Source organism: Streptomyces sp. NBC_00461 (assembly GCF_036013935.1).
Taxonomy (GTDB): Bacteria; Actinomycetota; Actinomycetes; order Streptomycetales; family Streptomycetaceae; genus Streptomyces.
The window spans coordinates 770,929-790,092 of the sequence record NZ_CP107902.1 but is presented as its reverse complement, the minus strand read 5'-3'; the positions used below and the strand labels follow the sequence as shown (position 1 = coordinate 790,092).

Here is a 19,164-nt window from a genome sequence, read left to right as displayed (position 1 = left end):
CGGCTGGATCCGAGCCGGAGTGGGGGCGGACTGCTCGTCAGCTCCAGGGGGCGGCGGCGAGCCAGCTGGTGTCCTGGGCCCACGACGACGTGGCGTCCCAGGCGTTGGTACCGCCGTTGCTCGCGATGTAGGCGGTGAAGGCGTAGTGGCGGATGTACTTGGCCGGGTAGTTGAGGGACTGCAGGGAGTAACCGGTGCCGCTGTTTCCTGGCTGCGGGCAGAAAGTGGCGTCGGCGGCGAACAGGGTGGTCCCGTCGTTGGGGTTGAGGTAGAGCTGGAGCCCGGAGTGCCTGAGGTACTTGCCGGATGCGTTGGCCGACTCGAAGGAGACACAGTTACTGTTGGCCAGGCCGGGCCTGACGATCCAGGTGGCGTCGCCCCTGTCGGTGGCGGAACTGCCGGAGCTCACCGGCGCGATCACGACCTTGTCGTCGCTCGCGTTGTGCTGCAGGTAGTCCGTGGTGCAGCAGGAGGTGGTGGCCTTCAGCGAGAGCCTCGCGCCCCGGGTGAAGGGGGTGGTGGTGCCGGTGACATAGCCGGCCGCGGCGATGTTGGCCTGGACCGCGGCGTCGGTGGCGTCGGAGGGGTAGCCCTGGACCATGGCGCCCTCGTAGAAGGTCCCCGCGCTGTCGTTGTTGTTGGTCTGGCAGCAGTCGCCGCCGCTGCCGAGGATGATGGCGCCCTGCTTGTGCATCGGGTTGTATCCGCTGGGCAGTGCGCCGCTGTAGAGCTGGGTCAGGCTCCCGGACTGGGCGTTGGCGCCCTTGAGGGCCATCTGGGTGGTGCCGTTGTTCTTGAGCATCGCGGTGACGAAGTGGCTGGTCTCGGCGACCTGGCCGGGGTTCCACGTCGTGCTGCCGCCGGAGAACAGGCCGTTCTCCAGGTCCGCCTGCACCCACGGTCCGGTTCCGCTGCAGCCGCCGAACCAGCACGAGGTGCTGAAGTTGATCGCGTCCATGGCGCCGTTGCCGTCGGCGTGGTGGTCGGTCTCGCTGTTGCCGTAGTCGAAGCAGCAGCCGTTGTTGACGTGGGCGCCGCTGGTGACCATGTACTCGCCCTCCGGCGAGCTGCCGGTCGGCACACCCGAGCCGCCGGCGAAGTAGCTGTTGCCGGGGTTGATGTACAGCGCGTAAGCCTTCTGGCCGCCTACGGTCAGCGTTTCGGTGTTCGCGGTGGCGGCCGTGTCGGCGCCGCCGGTCCCGCCGGGTCCCTGGTAGACCAGGGTGTTGCCGCTGTTGCCGGTCTGGTCGTAGACGCGGGTGATGGTGCACGTGGTGCCCGCGCAGAACGAGTCCTGCGCCGCGGCGTTGGCGACGCCTCCGGCGGACAGTACCCCGATGTTCTGCAACGCGCTGTCCGACAGCCGCTGCACCTGGTAGAGCGGGCCGTTGTAGGAGGCGAACAGCGCGCGGGTGGTGCTGTGCGCCGCGACGCACGGCGTGCCGCCCGCCGCGTAAATGTCACAGGGCCCTTGTGTGGCGGCCTGCGAGGCGCCGCTGAAGGCGACAAGGCCGGCGAAGGCGAGCGCCACCGCGGCTAAGGAGACAACCAGCCCCCGGTGCAGTCGTCGGAACGTGAATGGCTCAGGCACCATAAACCCCCTTGTTCATCGATACGGGGACAGCGATCCGCGCCCCGACGGGTTGGCGGTGGACAAGCAGCAGCGGGCCCAGCAGGGCGAGCAGCGTTCTCACGGTTCGGTTCAGCTCTTCCTCCGGGCTCGGCCGGTCTGCTCGGCCGATCGCCGTGGCGAGGGACCAAGTGTTCGAAATAACGAACGCTGTGCGGCACTTCGAGCAGAAGATAGGTTTCTGCCATGGCTCCGTCAATGTTTCCGACAGGTTCCGCTCCGTTTGTTGTGCCGCTCCACTCTGAGGGGGCGTTTGATCTAGGTGAATTAACCCTTATTTCCTGGTAAGTGCCTCGCCAGGTTGGGGTGGTCGCGTCTGTTATGCGCTTGGCGAGGTTGTCGATCGACGCGACGTGGATCATGGCCTCGGAGCTGGCAGTGAGGGTCTCGTAGTCGCGGGCGAGACGACGGTGGAGCATGATCCAACCGATACTTCGCTCTACTACCCAGCGCCTTTTCACGACGTGAAATCCGCGAACTCCCGGATTCCTGTTGACGACTTCGACGTCGATTCCGAGGCTGGCGCCGTGTTCGACGACGGCGTTCTTGAACCCGGTGTCGACCCATCTCTCAGATCCTCGGCTACCAGATGAATGTGGCCGAGGCGTTGGGCAGGGTGGACGTGGAGCGGGGCGTGCGGCTACTCGAAGCTCTCGCCACCGACCCCACCCTGGATGTCGGATCCCGCGGGGAGGCGGCCAGCGCGCTGGCCAGGGTAGACCCCGTGCGGGGACATCCTCTGGTCATTGAGATCACACTCGAAATCGCGGGCGGCTACTACTGACTGAGGCGGCCGAGGCTGGCCGAGAACAAACACCCAAGTTGCTAAGGCCCTCTGCGGACAGAACCCCGGCGACGGGAGTCTGGGTCGCACCCACCGAACTCGCCGCCCAGCCCGGCACAATGAGAAATTTTCATCGTGATTTCGCAGGTCACGGGGTTGGCGTGGGTCGGGAATGACGTACTCGCGCAGGCCGGGAGCATGATCGCTTGACGGAGATCGTCCGTCACCTCTGCACTTCGGTGTTCGCGAGGACGAGCAGAGCCCGCAGGAGGGTGGTCGCGTGGCGGGCGTGCATGCGGACCTTGGTCAGAAAGCGCCAGGACTTGAGGTTGGCGAAGCCGTGCTCGACGGCGGCTCGTTCGCGGCTGAGTAGGCGGTTCGCTTCCTTCTCCGCGGCGGTGAGTTGGTGGTTCCGGGTGGCCTTGCGGCCGGTGATGATCACCGGGTTGTCGTCGGGATCGTCGTCCAGGCCGACGAAGCCGAGGTCGGCCAGCGCCCCGAGCCCGGCCGCCCGAAGCTGTTCGGTGATCTTGTTGTGCCGGGCGGTGGTGATCTCGCTGGAGCGGCCGGGTTTGGCTGCGGAGATCCAGATCAGGTTGCCCTTCACGTCGGTCAGGGCGAGGAACAGCAGGCCGTGGGCCTTGTGTTTGCCTGAGAAGTTCTTCCGGTTCTCCGTCCCCGTGCGGCGGCGGGTGCGCACGAGGGTGCCGTCCAGCAGGACCACGACACCGCCGCTGCGGGCGATCTTCTGCAGCGCGCGGTCCAGTCGCGCTGCCGGTGGTGCGGCACGCCGCGTCTGTCGGGGGCACGTCCCGTCACCGCCGGATGGGTGACAGCTCCGGCCGAAGCCAGCCACCAGCTTTCCTCTGCGCGGGCCCCAGTGGTGCGTCTCAGCACCAGACGGAGAACGTGTCGACCGGCATGGGCATCCACTTGCTGCCGTTGGCGGGCTGATGCCGAACGTCGCCTGTCCCGGCACCGCCTGACGAGGCGGTGCCGGAAGGGGCGACCAGATGTCATCGGCGTCCGGGGTGCAATCCCAGCCAGCCCGGGGACGGTGCTCCGGTGACCTCGCCGACGTAGAGGGTCAGCTGCTGTCGGAAGCGTTCCACGAGGGCACGGTCGGCCATGAACGTGTCGAAGCCGTTCACATTGGCATTGGGGTAGTCCCAGATGGGGCGATAGCCGGCGTGAGGGGCGACGTCGGTGCGGACGGACCACATGTAGAAGTCGGACTGGGTCTGCTTGTCGAGCCACCAGTTCAGGTACAGCTTGGCGGCGGCCGGGTGCTTGGCGTCCTTGAAGATGGCGGCGCGCTGGGCCCAGGCCATGAAGGGATCGCTCCTCGGCAGGACGAAGCGGGTCCTGACCCCGTCGGCCGGGGTCAGCATGCCGTCGGTGCCGAGGGCGACGGCCGCGGTGCCGGCCTCGACCCGGTCTGCGGGTTCCTGGGTGCCCCGTACCCAGGCGATGTCCTGGGCGACGAAGCGGCGCAGCCAGTCCCAGCCGTACTTGTCGACGACGACCTTGTAGAGGTAGAGGACGGCGTCGTCGTCGTTGGGGAACGTCGAGACGATCTTCCCCTTCCAGCGGGGGTCGAGGAGGTCCCGGGCGGAGGTGGGCGGAGTGGTCCCGGCCTTGTCGACGTTGTAGATCGCGGAGAACGCGTCGACGAAGATGCCGGTCCACGCGCCGTCGGGGGCTTTGAAGGCGGGGTGTACCCGGGAGAAGCCGGCCGGCTTGTAGCAGCGCAGTACGCCCTCCCGCTTCCATCGCGCGAAGTCCTGCAGGGTCTGCAGCTGGACGACGTCGGGGACGAGGGTGCCGGTGGTGAGCTGGTTGTCGATACGGGCGTCGTGGAACTTGCTGTAGTCCACGACGATGTCCAGCGTGATGCCGGGGAACGCCTTCTCGAAGGCGGCCTTGTTGCCGTCCTGCTGGGTCGCGGTGTCGCCGCCCGCATAGACGATCAGCGCGCCGCCTTCCGCCTTCGCCTCGCGGTACAGCTGCTCCAGGCTCTTCGTCTCCTCTGCGCGTCCCGTGGCGTGCGCCGTTCCGGCGCCCAGGGCGCCTGCGGCGGCGGTGAGTGAGCCTGCGACGAGTACCTGACGTCGTCCGAGTGACATGGGGGGATGGTCCCTTCGGTGCGGTGCGGTTCGATCGGCTGCAGGAAAAATATCTGCAAAGGCAGCTATATTTCAAGCTTCAAGTACTGGAGCAGCTGTCCTGATCTGCAAAAATCACCACATGGCGAGCAAATATATTGCTGTACCGTCAGGTTTATGAGTGAGCTTCTGAACGACGAGGCGGTCGTCCTGTACGGCGACATCCTGCGCCTGACCGACGCATTCGGTGGACGGGCCGATCGCACGATCCGCGAGGCCGCCGGGCTCGGCGGGTCCGAGTTCGAGGTGCTGCTGCGTCTGGCGCGGCATCCGGAGCGCCGTACCACCAGCGCCCGCCTCGCCGAGGACCTCTCCTTCACCTCCGGCGGCCTGACCCGGCTGATGGCCCGTATGGAAGAGGCCGGGCTGATCACCCGGCACCCTCACCCCGAGGACCGCAGGGCCTCCCTCCTGGAGGCCACCGACAAGGGCAACGACCTGCTGGAGCGTGCCCTCGCCGCGCACGTCCCGCAGATGACCGCCGACCTGATGGAACCACTCACTGTCATCGAGCGGCTGATCCTGCGCGAGCTGGTGACCAAGCTGCTCGCCCACTCCACGCGCGGCACGGTCGCCACACCCGCTGGGCCGTGACCGACCCTTCGCCGCGAAGACCCACCGGAACGAACGGGGCACCTACGGACAACGGGTCTCCCTGCTCGTGACCGGCCTCAACAACCAGGCACCGCAAGAAACCCGTTTCTTCATGCCCACGACCACACCGGCACCTCTGTCGCGGACCGGTTTCGAGTGAAACGAAACCCGGACCCGAGCCCGGAATGAAGATCCACCATCCTGACTCCTGCTGGTCAGCAGGAGTCAGGATGGTGGATCTTCAATGAACCGTCCGACGGACGGGTTCGTGCCCTGGGCGGTCCAGGAATCCACGAACCCGCGCGCTTCGGACGATGGCCTGCTGAGGTGAACGGCCCGAGGCGATGTCAGTGGGGCGCTGTACGTTTCGGGCATGGGGATCTATCTGGTCAGTGTCGGTGCGCAGGAGTGGTTCGACGACGACGAGGACGAGGGCGGCCGAGGAGCCCTCGCCTCCGCGCTCGGCGAGGAGTTGAGACGGCGTGGCCTGCCGCCGTACGAGTCGGTGCCCGAGGCGGCGGACCTGGTACGCGGCTCCGGAATGTCGTTCGAGGAGAAGCTGGTGCCTCCCATGGACGGCTTCAGCGCGCTGTGCCGGACGCATCTGTCACGGGAGGAGGAAGAGGTGCTCTGCGGCTGGTCGGTGCTGGTACCGCTCTCGCTCGACGAGGAGATCTGGCTGCCCCTCGGCACCGCGTACACGGACGCCACGATGGTCGCCGGCGCTCCTCGGGTGCTCGGTCTCGCCGAGCGGCTGGCGGCGGCCGTCGACCTGCCGGTGGACGAGATACCGGCGGCCTGCGACAACCTCGATCTGACCATGTGGTTCCTGGAGGGCCCGGCGAAGGACCTGGCGGCCGCTCGGCCCGGACCCTGGAGCGAGGACCTGGACGCCGCTTTCTATGTGGCGCTGTACCTGCGGGCCGCACAGCACTCGCTGCGGCGAGGCTGTCCGATGGTCTACTCCTGATCGTTCCGAGCACGTCCGCGTCCACCGACCGCCGCAGCGCCTCGTGGAGCTTCGCCGGAGTCGGGGCGTCCGGGAAGGGCGCCCCGTCCAGCACCGCGGCGCACCCCCGCCGTCGTACCGGCCCCCGCTCGCCCGCTACGGGGTGACCTCGGCATCCGGCCGGCCGCTCACCAGCACCACCTCCAGGGAGCGCGGACCGTGCACTCCCTCGACCCGGTCCAGCTCGATGTCGCTGGTCGCCGACGGGCCGGAGATCCATGTCAACGGGCGGGCCGGATCGAGGCGTTCGAGGGCCTGGGGCACGGCGGACACCACCTGGTCCGGCACCCGCACGACGCAGATGTGGTGGTCGGGGACGAGAGTGATGCGGCGGCGGCCCTGGTCCGGGCCGCCGTCCAGCACGATCGTCCCGGTCTCGGCGATGGCCACCGCGCACGCGGTGACCACGCTGTCGACCCGGTCCAGCTCGTGCGGAGTGCTCTCGCCGCGATCCGGGACCCGCTCGGCGTCCGTCGCCCCGAGCCACTCCTCGTCCAGCCCCGTCGGCACCAGCACCGTCTTCGAGCCCCGCTCGGCAAGCAACCGGCCGATCAACGCCGCCAGTTCGCCCTCCGTGCAGCGGTGCACGATCGCCCGGTAGTCCGCCAGGTTCTCGGCCAGCAGATCCACCGTCTGCTCGACACTCCGCTCGCCGTGCTCGCGCAGATACTCCCGAGGAACCGCCTGCTCGTACGGCGTGTCGTCCTGTCCCACGTCCGCCAGCGCGCGCTGCACCCGGCCCAGGATCCGTTCCCTGCTGCTCACTTCGAGGTCCCCTTCTCGGTGTTCCCGCCGTTCGTGCGCTGCCACCAGTCGCGGAACGGCTCCGCCGGCACCGCCGGAAGGTCCCGGCTGCCGCTCCACGCCTGGCCCGGGCCAGGCAGCGTCCGTGGATGCAGGCGGCGGGTTCGCGAGGCGAGCCGCTGGCCCGAACGCAGGACGCCGGGGCGGGTGAACGCCCAGCGCGCCGCGCGCATGGCCGCCCGCTCGGCGGCATGCCCCTTCGCGGGCTGAAGCACGACCTTGTTGCCCTCGCGGGTCACCGGCCCGCCCTCCACGACCCGTTCCCGCAGATGGACGAGGACCTCGGGGATGTCGATGGCGACGGGGCACACCTCATAGCAGGCGCCGCACAGGGACGAGGCGTACGGCAGGGAGGCGTCGATGTCGCTTGCCGTGCCCCGGAGTTGGGGGCTGAGGATGGCACCGATCGGGCCCGGGTAGACCGACCCGTAGGCGTGGCCGCCCGCCCGCTCGTACACCGGGCAGACGTTGAGACACGCCGAGCAGCGGATGCAGCGCAGGGCCTGGCGGCCGACCTCGTCGGCGAGGGTGTCGGTGCGGCCGTTGTCCAGCAGGACGAGATGGAAGTGCCGCGGGCCGTCCCCTGCCTCGGCGCCACCGTCGCTCGTGCCGGTCCACATCGAGGTGTACGGGTTCATGCGCTCGGCCGTGGAGGAGCGGGGGAGGGTCTGCAGGAACACCTCCAGGTCCCGCCAGGTCGGCAGGATCTTCTCGATGCCGACGACCGAGATCAGTGTCTCGGGCAGGGTCAGGCACATCCGCCCGTTGCCCTCGGACTCGACGACCACCAGCGTGCCGGTCTCCGCGATCATGAAGTTGGCGCCCGAGATGCCCACCTTGGCGCGCAGGAACTTCTCGCGCAGGTGCAGACGGGCCGCCTCGGCGAGTTCGGTGGGCGTGTCGGTGAGGCCTTCCGGGGCCGGGCGGCCCCACTCGCTCATCTCCTTGCGGAAGATGTCGCGGATCTCGCCGCGGTTGCGGTGGATGGCGGGGACCAGGATGTGGGAGGGCCGGTCCTTGCCCAACTGCACGATCAGCTCGGCGAGATCGGTCTCGTAGGCGCGGATGCCCTCGGCTTCGAGGGCCTCGTTGAGGCCGATCTCCTGCGTGGCCATCGACTTGACCTTGACGACCTCGGACTCGCCGGTCGCCTTCACCAGGTCGGCCACGATCCGGTTGGCCTCGTCGGCGTCCGCGGCCCAGTGCACTGTGCCGCCCGCGGCCGTGACCGCTTCCTCCAGTTGGACCAGATAGCGGTCGAGATGACGCAGCGTATGGTCCTTGATCCGCTTGCCCGCCTCCCGCAACTCTGCCCAGTCGGACAGCTCGGCCACCGCGTTCGCCCGTTTGGCGCGGATGGTGTGGGTGGCGTGCCGGAGATTGCCGCGCAGCGTCTCGTTGTGCACGGCGTCGTGGGCGGCCTTCGGGAAGGCCGGCATCCCTACGAATGTCCCGCTCATACGGCCGGTTCCTCCTCCGTGCTCGCCAGGATCTCCGCGAGGTGTACCGGCCGCATGGCGCTGCCGGCCCGCGTCATCGTGCCGCCGATGTGCATGAGGCACGAGTTGTCGGCCGCGCACAGCACCTCGGCGCCGGTCGACTCTGCGTTGCGCACCTTGTCCACGCCCATCGCCGCCGAGACGTCCGCGTTCTTCAGAGCGAAGGTGCCGCCGAAGCCGCAGCACTCCTCGGCGCCCGGCAGCTCTACCAGTTCCAGGCCCTTCACGGCCTGGAGCAGACGCCGCGGCCGGTCGCCGAGGCCCAGTCCGCGCAGACCGTGGCAGGTCGGGTGATAGGTCACCTGGTGCGGGTAGTACGCGCCGACGTCCGTCACCCCCAGCACGTCCACCAGGAACTCCGTCAGCTCGTACGTCTTTTGGACGACCGGTGCCAGCGTCGCGGCGAGGGTGTCCCCGCGCCCCTCCGCCCGCGCCCGCTCGCCCATCCGCGGATACAGCTCCCGCACCATCGCCCCGCATGACCCGGAAGGTGTGACGATCGCCTCGTAATCCCCGAATACATCGGAGAAATGTCTGGCCAGTGGTTCCGCCTCGTGCCGATACCCGGTGTTGTAGTGCGCCTGCCCACAGCAGGTCTGGGCCATCGGGAAATCGACCTCGACGCCCAGCCTGGTCAGCAGTTTCACCACGGCGCGCCCGGTGTCCGGGTAGAGCGTGTCGTTGACACAGGTCAGGAACAGGGCGACACGCATCGCGGCTCCTAGTGGATCGATCATCGGATGAGTGCAGAGTAGTCCGAGCACCGGGGTCTGGGCGAGACCGCTCTCATTCCGAGACGATCCGGGCCTGCGCCGCACGCCATGGCGCGGTCTCGCCGCGCGGCTCGTACCGGGTGAGCGGCTGGGTGCGAGTGAGCAGGCGCCGCATGCCCGCGAGATCGCCGACGAGCCCGTGCGCCCGGGACTGCACGAGGACGTTCCCCAGCGCGGCCGCCTCCGTCGGACCGGCCACCACGGGCAGTCCGCACGCGTCGGCGGTCAGCTGGCACAGCAGGGCGTTGCGGGTGCCGCCGCCGACGACGTGCACGACGTCGACCGGATGCTCGGCCAGCCGCTGCGCGTCCTCGACGGCCTTGCGGTGGGCGAGGGCGAGCGAGTCGAGGATGCAGCGCGTGATTTCGGCGGGCGACTCCGGTACCGGCTGCCCCGAGGCACGGCACGCCTCGCCGATCCGCTCCGGCATCCGCCCCGGCGTCAGGAACGCCGCGTCCCCCGCGTCGACCACCGACCGCAGGGTCGGCACCTTGGCCGCCTCCAGCAGCAGCCCGCCCAACTCCGGGTCGCCCCAGGCCCGTACGCACTCCTGGAGCAGCCACAACCCCATGATGTTCCGCAGATACCGGACCGTGCCGTCCAGCCCCAGCTCATTGGTGAAGTTGGCAGCCCGGCTCTCCTCGGTCAGCACGGGCGCGCCCAGCTCAAGACCGGCCAGCGACCAGGTCCCGGTGCAGATGTACGCGAACCGTTCGCCGTCGGCCGGAACGGCGGCCACCGCGGACGCCGTGTCGTGCGAACCGACCGTCGTCACCGGCACCGGACCCCGCAGCCCGGTCTCCTCCAGCACCTCCGGCCGCAGCACGCCCGCCGGATCGCCGGGCCGGCGCAGCGGCGCGAACAGGCCGAGGTCGACGCCCAGCCGCGAGGCGAGGTCGTACGACCACTCCCGCGTCCGGGGATCGATCAGCTGGGTCGTCGAGGCATTGGTGAGCTCGGTGCCCTGCTCGCCCGTGAGCCAGTAGGAGAGCAGATCAGGGATGAGCAACAACCGTTCGGCATGGGCCAGTTGGGCCGACTCCCGCGCCGCCACCAGCTGGTACAGCGTGTTGAAGGGCGCGTACTGCAACCCGGTCGCCGCATACAGCTGCTCGGCGGGCACGCTCGCCCAGACCTTCTCCGCGACGCCGTCGGTCCGGGAGTCCCGGTAGTGCACGGGATTACCGAGCAGCGTCCCGTCCGCGTCCAGCAGCCCGTAGTCCACGGCCCAGCTGTCGATGCCGACGGAATCCACCTGCCCCGCCGCCCGCAGCCCGTCCAGTACACCCCCGTACAGCGCGAGGATGTCCCACCGCAGCCCCTCGGGCACCCGCACGGGACGGTTGGGGAAACGGTGCGCCTCCGTCAGCTCAAGGCTGTCGGGGCCGACGCGGCCGACCATGACACGCCCACTGGAGGCACCGAGGTCGACCGCGGCGTACGACTTCACGGCCGCGCTCATCGCAGGAAGGCGGCCGCGACGCCGGCGTCGACCGGGACGTGCAGCCCGGTGGTGTGCGTCAGCTCCCCGCCGGTCAGCGCGAAGACGGCATTGGCGACATGCTCCGGCAGCACCTCCCGCTTGAGGATGGTCCGCTGGGCGTAGAACTCGCCCAGCTTCTCCTCCGTCACCCCGTACACCGCCGCCCGCTGTGCGCCCCAGCCGCCCGCGAAGATCCCGGAACCGCGTACGACACCGTCCGGGTTGACCCCGTTGACGCGGATGCCGTGCTCGCCCAACTCGGCGGCCAGCAGCCGAACTTGGTGGGCCTGGTCGGCCTTGGTGGCCGAGTAGGCGATGTTGTTGGGCCCGGCGAAGACGGCGTTCTTGGAGGCGATGTAGACGATGTCGCCGCCCAGCTCCTGCGCGATCATCACCCGGGCCGCCTCCCTCGACACGAGGAAGGAGCCACGGGCCATGATGTCGTGCTGCAGGTCCCAGTCCCTGGCCGAAGTCTCCAGCAGGGGCTTGGAGATGGAGATCCCGGCGTTGTTGACCACGAGGTCGACCCCGCCGAAGGCGAGCACGGCCGCCCTGAAGGCCGCGGAGATCTGCTCCTCGTCCGTCACGTCCACGGCCACGGCGACGGCCTTGTCCGGACCGCCCAGCTCTTCGGCGACGGCGGCAGCGTTCTCCGCATTGAGATCGGCGACGACGACACACGCCCCTTCACCGACCAGCCGCTCGGCGATCGCCTTCCCGATCCCGCTGCCCGCGCCGGTGACAAGGGCGACGCGCGTCGCCAGCGGCTTGGGCTTCGGCATCCGCTGGAGCTTGGCCTCCTCCAGCGCCCAGTACTCGATCCGGAACTTCTCCGACTCCTCGATCGGCGCGTACGTCGACACGGCCTCGGCCCCGCGCATCACGTTGATCGCGTTGACGTAGAACTCGCCGGCCACCCGCGCGGTCTGCTTGTCCTTGCCGAAGCTGAACATGCCCACCCCGGGCACCAGCACGATCGCCGGGTCGGCGCCGCGCATCGCGGGCGAGTCGGGCAGGGCGTGCCGCTGATAGTAGGCGGCGTACTCCTCGCGGTACTCGGTGTGCAACTCCTTCAGCCGCGTGATCGCCTCCCCCAGGGGAGCGGTCGGCGGCAGGTCGAGAACGAGCGGCCGTACCTTCGTACGAAGGAAGTGGTCCGGGCACGAGGTTCCCAGCGCGGCGAGCCGGGGGTGCTCGGCACGGGCCAGGAAATCGAGCACGACCTCGGAGTCGTCGAAGTGCCCCACCTGCGGCCTGTCCTGAGAGGCGACGGCCCGTACATACGGCGCCAACGCCGCGGCCCGCTCCCGCCGCTCGGCCTCGGCCGGCCCTTCGTACCCCTCGATCACCGGCCCGAAGGGCTCTTCCCTCCCCCGCTCGGCGAGGAACGCCTCGGCGGTCCGGATGATGTGCAGCGAGTTGCGCTCGCACTCCTCGGACGTCTCGCCCCAGGCGGTGATGCCGTGCCCGCCCAGCACGCACCCGATGGCCTGCGGATTGGCCTCCTTGACCGCCGCGATGTCCAGGCCCAGCTGGAACCCGGGCCGCCGCCACGGCACCCACACCACGGTGTCGCCGAAACACTCGGCGGTCAGCTTCTCCCCGTCGGCGGCACAGGCGAGCGCGATCCCCGAGTCGGGGTGGAGGTGGTCGACGTGCGCGGCCTCCACCAGCCCGTGCATGGCCGTGTCGATGGAGGGAGCCGCACCACCCTTCCCGTGCAGGCAGTAGTCGAACGCGGCGACCATCTCGTCCTCGCGTTCCACCCCCGGATAGACACCCTTCATTGCCCGCAGCCGGTCCAGCCGCAGGACGGCGAGCCCGGCCTCGGTCAACGTGCCCAGATCGCCCCCGGATCCCTTGACCCACATCAGCTCGACGTCACCACCGGTCACGGGATCGGTGTCGGTGCCCTTCGCGGAGGCGTTCCCCCCGGCGTAGTTCGTGTTGCGGGGGTCGGAGCCGAGTCGGTGGGAACGGTTCAGGAGGGCGGCGGCTTCGGGGTGGGGTGCCATGAGCGGCTCTCTTCCTTGAGTCGTCGGAACGGCGTTCGCCGCGAGCACATCACTGTTCGCATACCGTTTGAATCGTTTCAGGGAACGTAGCCCCAGAGCGGCGACACCGTCAAGACGTCGGGGCAATCCGCGTCCGGGTCGGCTCGAAAGAAGTGACTCCATCCACGCCGGAAGCCTTGACGGTGCGCCCAGCCGGCTTCACTATGCCGTGAAACGTTTCACGGCGTTTTTCCGGCCAATGAGCCAATTACACGTGTCGACGGCAAGGAAGCGATCTGATGCGCGTCACCGGTCCCGTTCTGGAACACCACCGCGAGCCGCTCGGCATCGGCGAGTCCCGCCCGCGCCTGAGCTGGCGCACCGAGACGGACACGCCCGGCTGGACGCAGAAGGCGTACCGGCTTGAGATCTCCGGCCCCGACGGCACGGTCCTCACCGACACCGGACGCGTCGAGAGTGCCGACTCCGTGCTGGTGGAGTGGCCGGGCGAGGCGCTCGGCTCCCGCGCCCGGGTCGGGGTGCGGGTCCGGGTGTGGGGCAAGGGCGGCGAGCCGTCCGCCTGGTCGCCGCTCACCCGGGCGGAGACGGGGCTGCTCGCCCGTGCCGACTGGACCGCCCGGCCCGTCACCCCGGACCGCGAACGCGCTGACGCCCCGCTCCCTGCGGCGTTGCTGCACCGCACCTTCGCCCTCGGTAAGGCGGTCGCCTCCGCCCGCCTCTACATCACCGCATACGGCGTGTACGAGGCCGAGATCAACGGCACCCGGGTGGGCGATCACGTTCTGGCCCCCGGCTGGACGTCGTATCACCACCGTCTGCGCTACCAGACCTTCGACGTGACGGATCTGCTCCGCAGCGGCGACAACGCGATCGGTGCGTTCCTGGGGGAGGGCTGGTACACCGGCCGGCTCGGCTTCCACGGCCGGCGCAACCTCTACGGCGAGCGCCGGGCGTTGCTCGCCCAGTTGGAGGTCGCCCATCCCGACGGCACCGTCACGACCATCGGTACCGACGCGGCGTGGCGCGCCACCACCGGACCGGTCCTGCGCACCGAGCTCTACGACGGCGAGGCCTACGACGCCCGGACGGCCCGCGCCGGCTGGTCCGAACCGGGTCACGACATCTCCGACTGGTCGCCGGTGACCGAACTCGGGCTCCCCGAAGCCGAGTTGGTGGCACCTACGGGTCCGCCCGTGCGCCGTACCCAGACCCTGGCCCCGGTCGACGTCATCACCACACCCTCCGGGAAGACCGTTCTCGACTTCGGCCAGAACCTGGTCGGACGCCTGCGCATCCGCCTGGCGGGGCCGGCCGGCCACACGGTCACCCTGCGGCACGCCGAGGTGCTGGAGCACGGCGAACTCGGGGTGAGGCCCCTGCGCCAGGCCGCCGCCACCGACACGTACACGCTCGCCGGCGCGGGCGTGGAGACGTACGAACCCCGCTTCACCTTCCACGGCTTCCGCTACGCCGAAATCGAGAACTGGCCCGGCGAGTTGGACCCGGCCGCGGTCGAAGCCGTCGTCCTGCACACCGACATGACGCGCACGGGATGGTTCGAGTCCTCGCACGAGCTGGTCAACCGCCTGCACGAGAACGTCGTCTGGGGCATGCGCGGCAACTTCCTCGACATCCCGACCGACTGCCCCCAGCGCGACGAACGCCTCGGCTGGACCGGCGACATCCAGGTCTTCGCCCCCACCGCCTCCTTCCTCCACGACTGCTCGGGCATGCTCGGCGGCTGGCTGCGCGACCTCGCCGCCGAACACCTCGCCCGTGCCGACGGCGCACCGCCGCTGGTCGTCCCCGACGTCCTGCCCTTCGACTTCGGCGGCACCCCGCACGCGGTGTGGGCCGACGTCGCCGTGCTGCTGCCGTGGACGCTGTACCGGCGCTTCGGCGACCTGGAGGTGCTGCGCATTCAGTACCCGAGCATGCGCGCGTGGGGGGAGACCGCCGCCCGCCTCACCGAGGAGGGCCGCGGACTGTGGCGGCAGAACTTTCAGCTCGGCGACTGGCTCGACCCGGCCGCCCCGCCGGACGCCCCGGGAGATGCCCGCACGGACGGCGACCTCGTCGCCAACGCCTACGTCGCCCGCTCGGCCCACGTGCTCGCCGAGACGGCGCGGCTGCTGGGCGAGAAGGACGACGCCGTCCGGTACGAGCAACTCGCGCGGTCCGTACGGGCGGCGTTCGCCGACGAGTTCGTCACTCCGGGCGGGCGGATGTCGAGCGACGCACAGACCGCGTACGCACTGGCCCTGTGCTTCGCGCTGCTGCCGACGGAACGTCAACGGGCGGGCGCTGCCGAGCGGTTGGCATTCATCGTGCGCAAGGCAGGCTTCCGGATCGCCACCGGATTCGCCGGTACGCCGCTGATCTGCGACGCCCTGTGCGCGGGCGGCGAGCCGCAGTCGGCGTACCGGATGCTCCTGGAGACGGGCTGCCCGTCCTGGCTCTACCCGGTGACCATGGGCGCCACGACCGTGTGGGAGCGCTGGGACTCGATGCTGCCCGACGGGAGCATCAACCCGGGCGAGATGACCTCGTTCAACCACTACGCGCTCGGTGCCGTCGCCGACTGGCTGCACCGCACGGTCGCCGGCCTCGAAGCCGCCGAGCCGGGATGGCGCCGACTGCGCATCGCACCGGTTCCCGGCGGTGATCTCACCTTCGCGAGGGCCGCGCACGAGACGCCGTACGGCCGTGCCGAGGCGGGCTGGCGGATCGAGGGCGACACGCTGGTCGTCGAGGTCCTCGTGCCGCCGAACACCCGGGCCGAGGTCCAACTCCCGGGTGACAGCGAGCCGTTCGAGATCGGCTCGGGGCAGCGGACCTTCCGGCGGCCGTACACTCCACCGGCGTGGCCGCCGGCCGCGATACGGCATCCGTTCGCCGCGCCGGAGTGACCGTGTGGTGGAGCTGCTCAGGCCAGGACGGCCGGCTTGAGCACCTCCTCGCACCACTGCCGGAAGCCGGTGGGGCCGGGCGATGCGGTGCGGTGGTCCTCGTCGTAGGCGCCGTTGTTCTGGGCGACGGCCATGTCGGCCAGACCCTGCGCCCACGCCTCGCTCGCCCCGTGTTGCAGCATCGTCGCCCGGTACGCCTCGATGCCGACCTGCTGGTAGCGGACCTGTCGCCCCAGCACTTCGGAGACGACCTGTGCCATGCCGTCGGGGGAGAGGGCGTCGGGGCTGACCACCGGCACGCCTCCCTGACCGCCCCAGGAGTCGTGGCGCAGGAGTTCGACGGCCTTCGCGGCGATGTCGCGCGTGGCGACGGTCGGGAGCACGCGATCGGCCGGCTGCGGCCAGAAGAACGAGCCCTGGTTCCTGATCGCCTCGACCTGCCAGAGCAGGTTCTCCATGAAGGCCGGCGGCTGCAGCGCCCGATAGCTCACCCCCGTGTCCTCGATCATCCTGTCTTTGGCCACCGACGCCGACAGGTGCCCCGCGTTCTTCTCGATCCCGCGTCCCATGGTCGAGACGCCGACCACCCGCTTGACGCCCAGAGTGCCGATCGCCCTGCACGCCGCCCGGGTGGGGTCCACATAGTGACCCTCGACGCTCTCCGCCCGGGGGTCCGGAGCCACCAGCCAGAACACGGCATGCGCGCCCGCGAACGCCTTCCCGACGACATCCGGGTCACTGTGCGAACCCTCGACGACCTCGACCCGCTCGCGCACGGCGGGGGAGAGCCGGGCGGGATCGCGCACGATCACCCGGACCGGCTCCTCGGCGTCGAGAAGGCCGTCGACGACCTGGCGGCCGATCTGACCGGTGGGAGTGGTGATGACAAGCATGGAAAAGCTCCAAGAGGGCTCGCTGGGAAGGCGGTTGACACCCTTGGCCGCGCACGGACGGCCCGGGAACCGCATGCCTCGATCCTGCGCCGCGGCCCCAGGCGGACGGAAGGATCGACCAGGTCCCGCTTGTTACCCTCTGGGTCATACCGAACGGAGGTGGCAGGTCGTGGAGTCCCGATCGCTGCGCTACTTCGTCGCCGTCGCGGAGGAGCTGAACTTCGCCCGCGCCGCCGAACGGCTGGGCATCTCCGCCCCGCCCCTCTCCCGCGCCATCCGCAAGCTGGAGGCGGACCTGGGCATCACGCTCTTCGAGCGCACCACGCACCGTGTCAGGCCGACGCCAGCCGGGACAGTCCTGCTCAAGGAGGCCCGGATCGCCCTCGACGCCCTGCAGGCGGCCGGACGCCGAGCCCAGCGTGCGGCAGGCCCCGAGTCCAAGCTGGTTCTCGCCATCAAGGCCGACGGCGACGGGGGCCTGCTGGAACCCATCCTGGCCCGCTACGCGACCGAGGCCGCCGCCCTCCCCGTGACGATCCGCCTGTCCGGCTGGGGCGACCAGGCACGCCTGATCCGTCAGGGCGAGGCGGACGCGGCCCTGATCCACGAACCGTTCGACCGGACGGGCCTCGACGCGGAGACGGTGGCTGTCGAGCCCCGCGTCGCCGCACTCCCGGCCGCTCATCCCCTGGCCGCCCTCGACCGCCTGTCCCTCGCCGACCTGGCCATCCCGGGAGTCGAGCCGGGTCGCCTGGACGGCCTGGCCCGCTACCTGGACAGCGTTGTCGAACGCCACGACATCGCCGACCTGTCCCAGCTGCTCACACTCGTCGAGCTCGGCGAGGTGGTGACACTGCTGCCGGAATCGGTGACGGTCCGCTATCCGCGCCCGGGCATCGCCTACCGGGAGGTCCCGGACGCACCCCCCGCCACTCTGTCGATCGTCTGGCCCCAGCAGTCCCGCTCGACAGCCACGGCCGCACTGGTCCGCGCGGCGACCTCGGTGGTCCCCTCGGAGAGGAAGGCGGCATGAAGTACATGGTGCTGATGTACGCCGACCCCGCGGCGACCGAGGCGATGACGGCCGCCGAACGCGCGGATGTCCTCCGCCGGCACGAAGCCCTCCATCAGGATCTGGAGGGCACCGGCGAGATGCTCAACGGAGCCGGCCTGGCTCTCCCGCGGGACACGGCGACCATCCACCACCACGCGGACGGACCGAGACCGGCGGACGGACCGTTCACGGACACCACCGAACAGCTGACTGCCTACTACGTGATCGACTGCGCGACCCCTGAGCGGGCGAGGGAGATCGGCGAACGCGTCCTCGACTTCCACGTCGTGGCGGTGGAGGTGCGCCCGATCCACGACGTCTTCGGCATGGCCGAAGGCTGACCCGCAGCCTGCGCATGACCGACCCCGGCCGACGAGCAGCGGCCCTCACGCTCCCCAACCGGCCTGCTCCCCGCCGACCCGCTCCGCGACGATCTTCTGGGCCCATCCGGAGCGGCGGTAGGCGGCCATGGGGTCGGGGTCGAGCCCCGTCTCCTCGCGGACCTCGGCGAGCAGCGGTCGTACGTCGGTGTTGTAGGCGTCCATGAGCACGGCGTTCGCCGCGAGCACATCGCCCTCACGCTGAGCCGCGGCCAGCGCGTCCCGGTCCACGAGCAGGGCCTTCGCGGTCGCCTCCTGCACGTTCATCACGGAGCGGATGATCGCTGGGATCTTGGCCTCGATGTTGTGGCACTGGTCGAGCATGAAGGCGACGTCGGAGGTGAACCCTCCGCCCCTGATCACCTCGTACATGATCCGGAAGAGCTGGAAGGGGTCGGCGGCACCCACCATCAGATCGTCGTCGGCGTAGAAGCGGGAGTTGAAGTCGAAGCCGCCGAGTTTTCCTTCGCGCAGGAGGGTGGCGACGATGAATTCGATGTTGGTGCCGGGTGCGTGGTGTCCGGTGTCCACGACGACCTGTGCCTTTTCGCCGAGCTTGAGGCAGTGGGCGTACGCGGTGCCCCAGTCGGGGACGTCGGTGGCGTAGAAGGCGGGCTCGAAGAACTTGTACTCCAGGAGCATGCGCTGCCCCTCGCCCAGCCGTTCGTAGACGGCCGCCAGGCCTTCCGCGAGCCGGTCCTGGCGCTCGCGGAGGTCGTCCTGCCCGGGGTAGTTGGTGCCGTCGGCGAACCACAGCTTCAGATCCCGGGAGCCCGTGGCGTCCATGATGTCGACGCATTCGATGAGATGGTCGAGGGCCTTGCGGCGTACGGCGGGGTCGGGGTGGCAGATGCTGCCGAGTTTGTAGTCGTCGTCCTGGAAGGTGTTGGAGTTGATCGCTCCCAGCTTCAGATCGTGGTCCTCGGCGTATTTCGCCAGGGCGCCGTAGTCGTCGACCCTGTCCCACGGAATGTGCAGGGCGACGGTCGGGGCGACGCCCGTGAACGCGTGCACCTGCGCCGCATCGGCCAGTTTCTCCTGCGGCGTGCGTGGAACGCCCTGCTGTGCGAACACCTTGAAACGGGTCCCCGAGTTCCCGTACGCCCACGAGGGCGTCTCGACTGCCTGGGTCTTCAGCGCGGCCTTCACCGCGGCGAGCTCGGTCACTTCAG

At 69.7% G+C, this 19,164-nt stretch carries 16 protein-coding genes and 1 pseudogene; 6 read left to right on the top strand and 11 right to left on the bottom strand.

Translation table 11 applies throughout. The features are described 5' to 3' along the window. Positions 1-37: 37 nt before the first annotated feature. Both OG870_RS03790 and OG870_RS03785 read right to left on the bottom strand, forming a co-directional pair. Positions 38-1,594, bottom strand: coding sequence for an alpha-L-arabinofuranosidase B (locus OG870_RS03790; protein WP_327690610.1), 1,557 nt, complete (start codon positions 1,592-1,594; stop codon positions 38-40). A gap of 320 nt (positions 1,595-1,914) precedes the next feature. Further along, positions 1,915-2,196 (bottom strand): annotated as a pseudogene (locus OG870_RS03785) (transposase); the annotation flags it as partial. Between the two features lie 29 nt (positions 2,197-2,225). On the opposite strand from OG870_RS03785, the gene OG870_RS03780 reads away from it, so the two are divergent. After that, positions 2,226-2,414 (top strand): hypothetical protein, encoded by a 189-nt coding sequence (locus tag OG870_RS03780; RefSeq protein WP_266593556.1) that lies wholly within the window; start codon positions 2,226-2,228, stop codon positions 2,412-2,414. 223 nt (positions 2,415-2,637) lie between these two features. Here OG870_RS03780 and OG870_RS03775 read toward each other — a convergent pair whose 3' ends face one another. Then, on the bottom strand, positions 2,638-3,270 hold the full coding sequence (locus OG870_RS03775) for a transposase family protein (protein ID WP_266593558.1): 633 nt from the start codon (positions 3,268-3,270) through the stop codon (positions 2,638-2,640). Positions 3,271-3,430: 160 nt separating this feature from the next. Continuing rightward, positions 3,431-4,540 carry an ABC transporter substrate-binding protein gene (locus tag OG870_RS03770; RefSeq protein WP_266593560.1) on the bottom strand — a complete coding sequence of 370 codons (1,110 nt, stop codon included), beginning with the start codon at positions 4,538-4,540 and terminating at the stop codon, positions 3,431-3,433. Between the two features lie 156 nt (positions 4,541-4,696). Between OG870_RS03770 and OG870_RS03765 the strand changes: the two genes are divergently transcribed. Beyond that, positions 4,697-5,173, top strand: a complete 477-nt coding sequence (locus OG870_RS03765) for a MarR family winged helix-turn-helix transcriptional regulator (RefSeq protein ID WP_266593562.1) — start codon at positions 4,697-4,699, stop codon at positions 5,171-5,173. A 373-nt stretch (positions 5,174-5,546) separates the two neighbouring features. Next, positions 5,547-6,143 carry a hypothetical protein gene (locus OG870_RS03760; protein ID WP_266524215.1) on the top strand — a complete coding sequence of 199 codons (597 nt, stop codon included), beginning with the start codon at positions 5,547-5,549 and terminating at the stop codon, positions 6,141-6,143. Positions 6,144-6,278: 135 nt separating this feature from the next. Here OG870_RS03760 and OG870_RS03755 read toward each other — a convergent pair whose 3' ends face one another. The 5 genes from OG870_RS03755 to OG870_RS03735 form a co-directional block, all read right to left on the bottom strand. Beyond that, positions 6,279-6,947, bottom strand: coding sequence for a LutC/YkgG family protein (locus OG870_RS03755; RefSeq protein ID WP_266524218.1), 669 nt, complete (start codon positions 6,945-6,947; stop codon positions 6,279-6,281). Further along, the gene (locus tag OG870_RS03750; protein WP_266524220.1) at positions 6,944-8,446 is read right to left on the bottom strand and encodes a LutB/LldF family L-lactate oxidation iron-sulfur protein; all 1,503 of its coding nucleotides are present in this window, start codon (positions 8,444-8,446) and stop codon (positions 6,944-6,946) included. Before OG870_RS03750 ends, OG870_RS03755 begins: the two co-directional genes overlap by 4 nt. Continuing rightward, positions 8,443-9,198: a (Fe-S)-binding protein gene (locus OG870_RS03745; RefSeq protein WP_266593823.1), complete on the bottom strand. Its 756-nt coding sequence runs from the start codon at positions 9,196-9,198 to the stop codon at positions 8,443-8,445. The genes OG870_RS03750 and OG870_RS03745 overlap by 4 nt, the downstream gene beginning before the upstream one ends. A 73-nt stretch (positions 9,199-9,271) precedes the next feature. Further along, the gene (locus OG870_RS03740) at positions 9,272-10,720 is read right to left on the bottom strand and encodes a rhamnulokinase (RefSeq protein ID WP_266845530.1); all 1,449 of its coding nucleotides are present in this window, start codon (positions 10,718-10,720) and stop codon (positions 9,272-9,274) included. Further along, on the bottom strand, positions 10,717-12,756 hold the full coding sequence (locus OG870_RS03735; protein WP_327690609.1) for a bifunctional aldolase/short-chain dehydrogenase: 2,040 nt from the start codon (positions 12,754-12,756) through the stop codon (positions 10,717-10,719). The genes OG870_RS03740 and OG870_RS03735 overlap by 4 nt, the downstream gene beginning before the upstream one ends. 278 nt (positions 12,757-13,034) lie before the next feature. On the opposite strand from OG870_RS03735, the gene OG870_RS03730 reads away from it, so the two are divergent. Then, positions 13,035-15,665 (top strand): glycoside hydrolase family 78 protein, encoded by a 2,631-nt coding sequence (locus OG870_RS03730; RefSeq protein WP_266593569.1) that lies wholly within the window; start codon positions 13,035-13,037, stop codon positions 15,663-15,665. Positions 15,666-15,682: 17 nt separating this feature from the next. Here OG870_RS03730 and OG870_RS03725 read toward each other — a convergent pair whose 3' ends face one another. Beyond that, the gene (locus OG870_RS03725) at positions 15,683-16,558 is read right to left on the bottom strand and encodes an NAD(P)H-binding protein (RefSeq protein ID WP_266593571.1); all 876 of its coding nucleotides are present in this window, start codon (positions 16,556-16,558) and stop codon (positions 15,683-15,685) included. A gap of 169 nt (positions 16,559-16,727) precedes the next feature. Here OG870_RS03725 and OG870_RS03720 point away from each other — a divergent pair, with 169 nt between their 5' ends. Both OG870_RS03720 and OG870_RS03715 read left to right on the top strand, forming a co-directional pair. Continuing rightward, positions 16,728-17,591 (top strand): LysR family transcriptional regulator, encoded by an 864-nt coding sequence (locus tag OG870_RS03720; protein WP_266593573.1) that lies wholly within the window; start codon positions 16,728-16,730, stop codon positions 17,589-17,591. Beyond that, positions 17,588-17,953 carry a YciI family protein gene (locus OG870_RS03715; RefSeq protein WP_327690608.1) on the top strand — a complete coding sequence of 122 codons (366 nt, stop codon included), beginning with the start codon at positions 17,588-17,590 and terminating at the stop codon, positions 17,951-17,953. The genes OG870_RS03720 and OG870_RS03715 overlap by 4 nt, the downstream gene beginning before the upstream one ends. Before the next feature lie 45 nt (positions 17,954-17,998). Here the strand turns inward: OG870_RS03715 and rhaI are convergent, their stop codons facing one another. Continuing rightward, the gene (gene rhaI, locus OG870_RS03710; protein WP_327690607.1) at positions 17,999-19,159 is read right to left on the bottom strand and encodes an L-rhamnose isomerase; all 1,161 of its coding nucleotides are present in this window, start codon (positions 19,157-19,159) and stop codon (positions 17,999-18,001) included. Between the last annotated feature and the right edge of the window lie 5 nt (positions 19,160-19,164).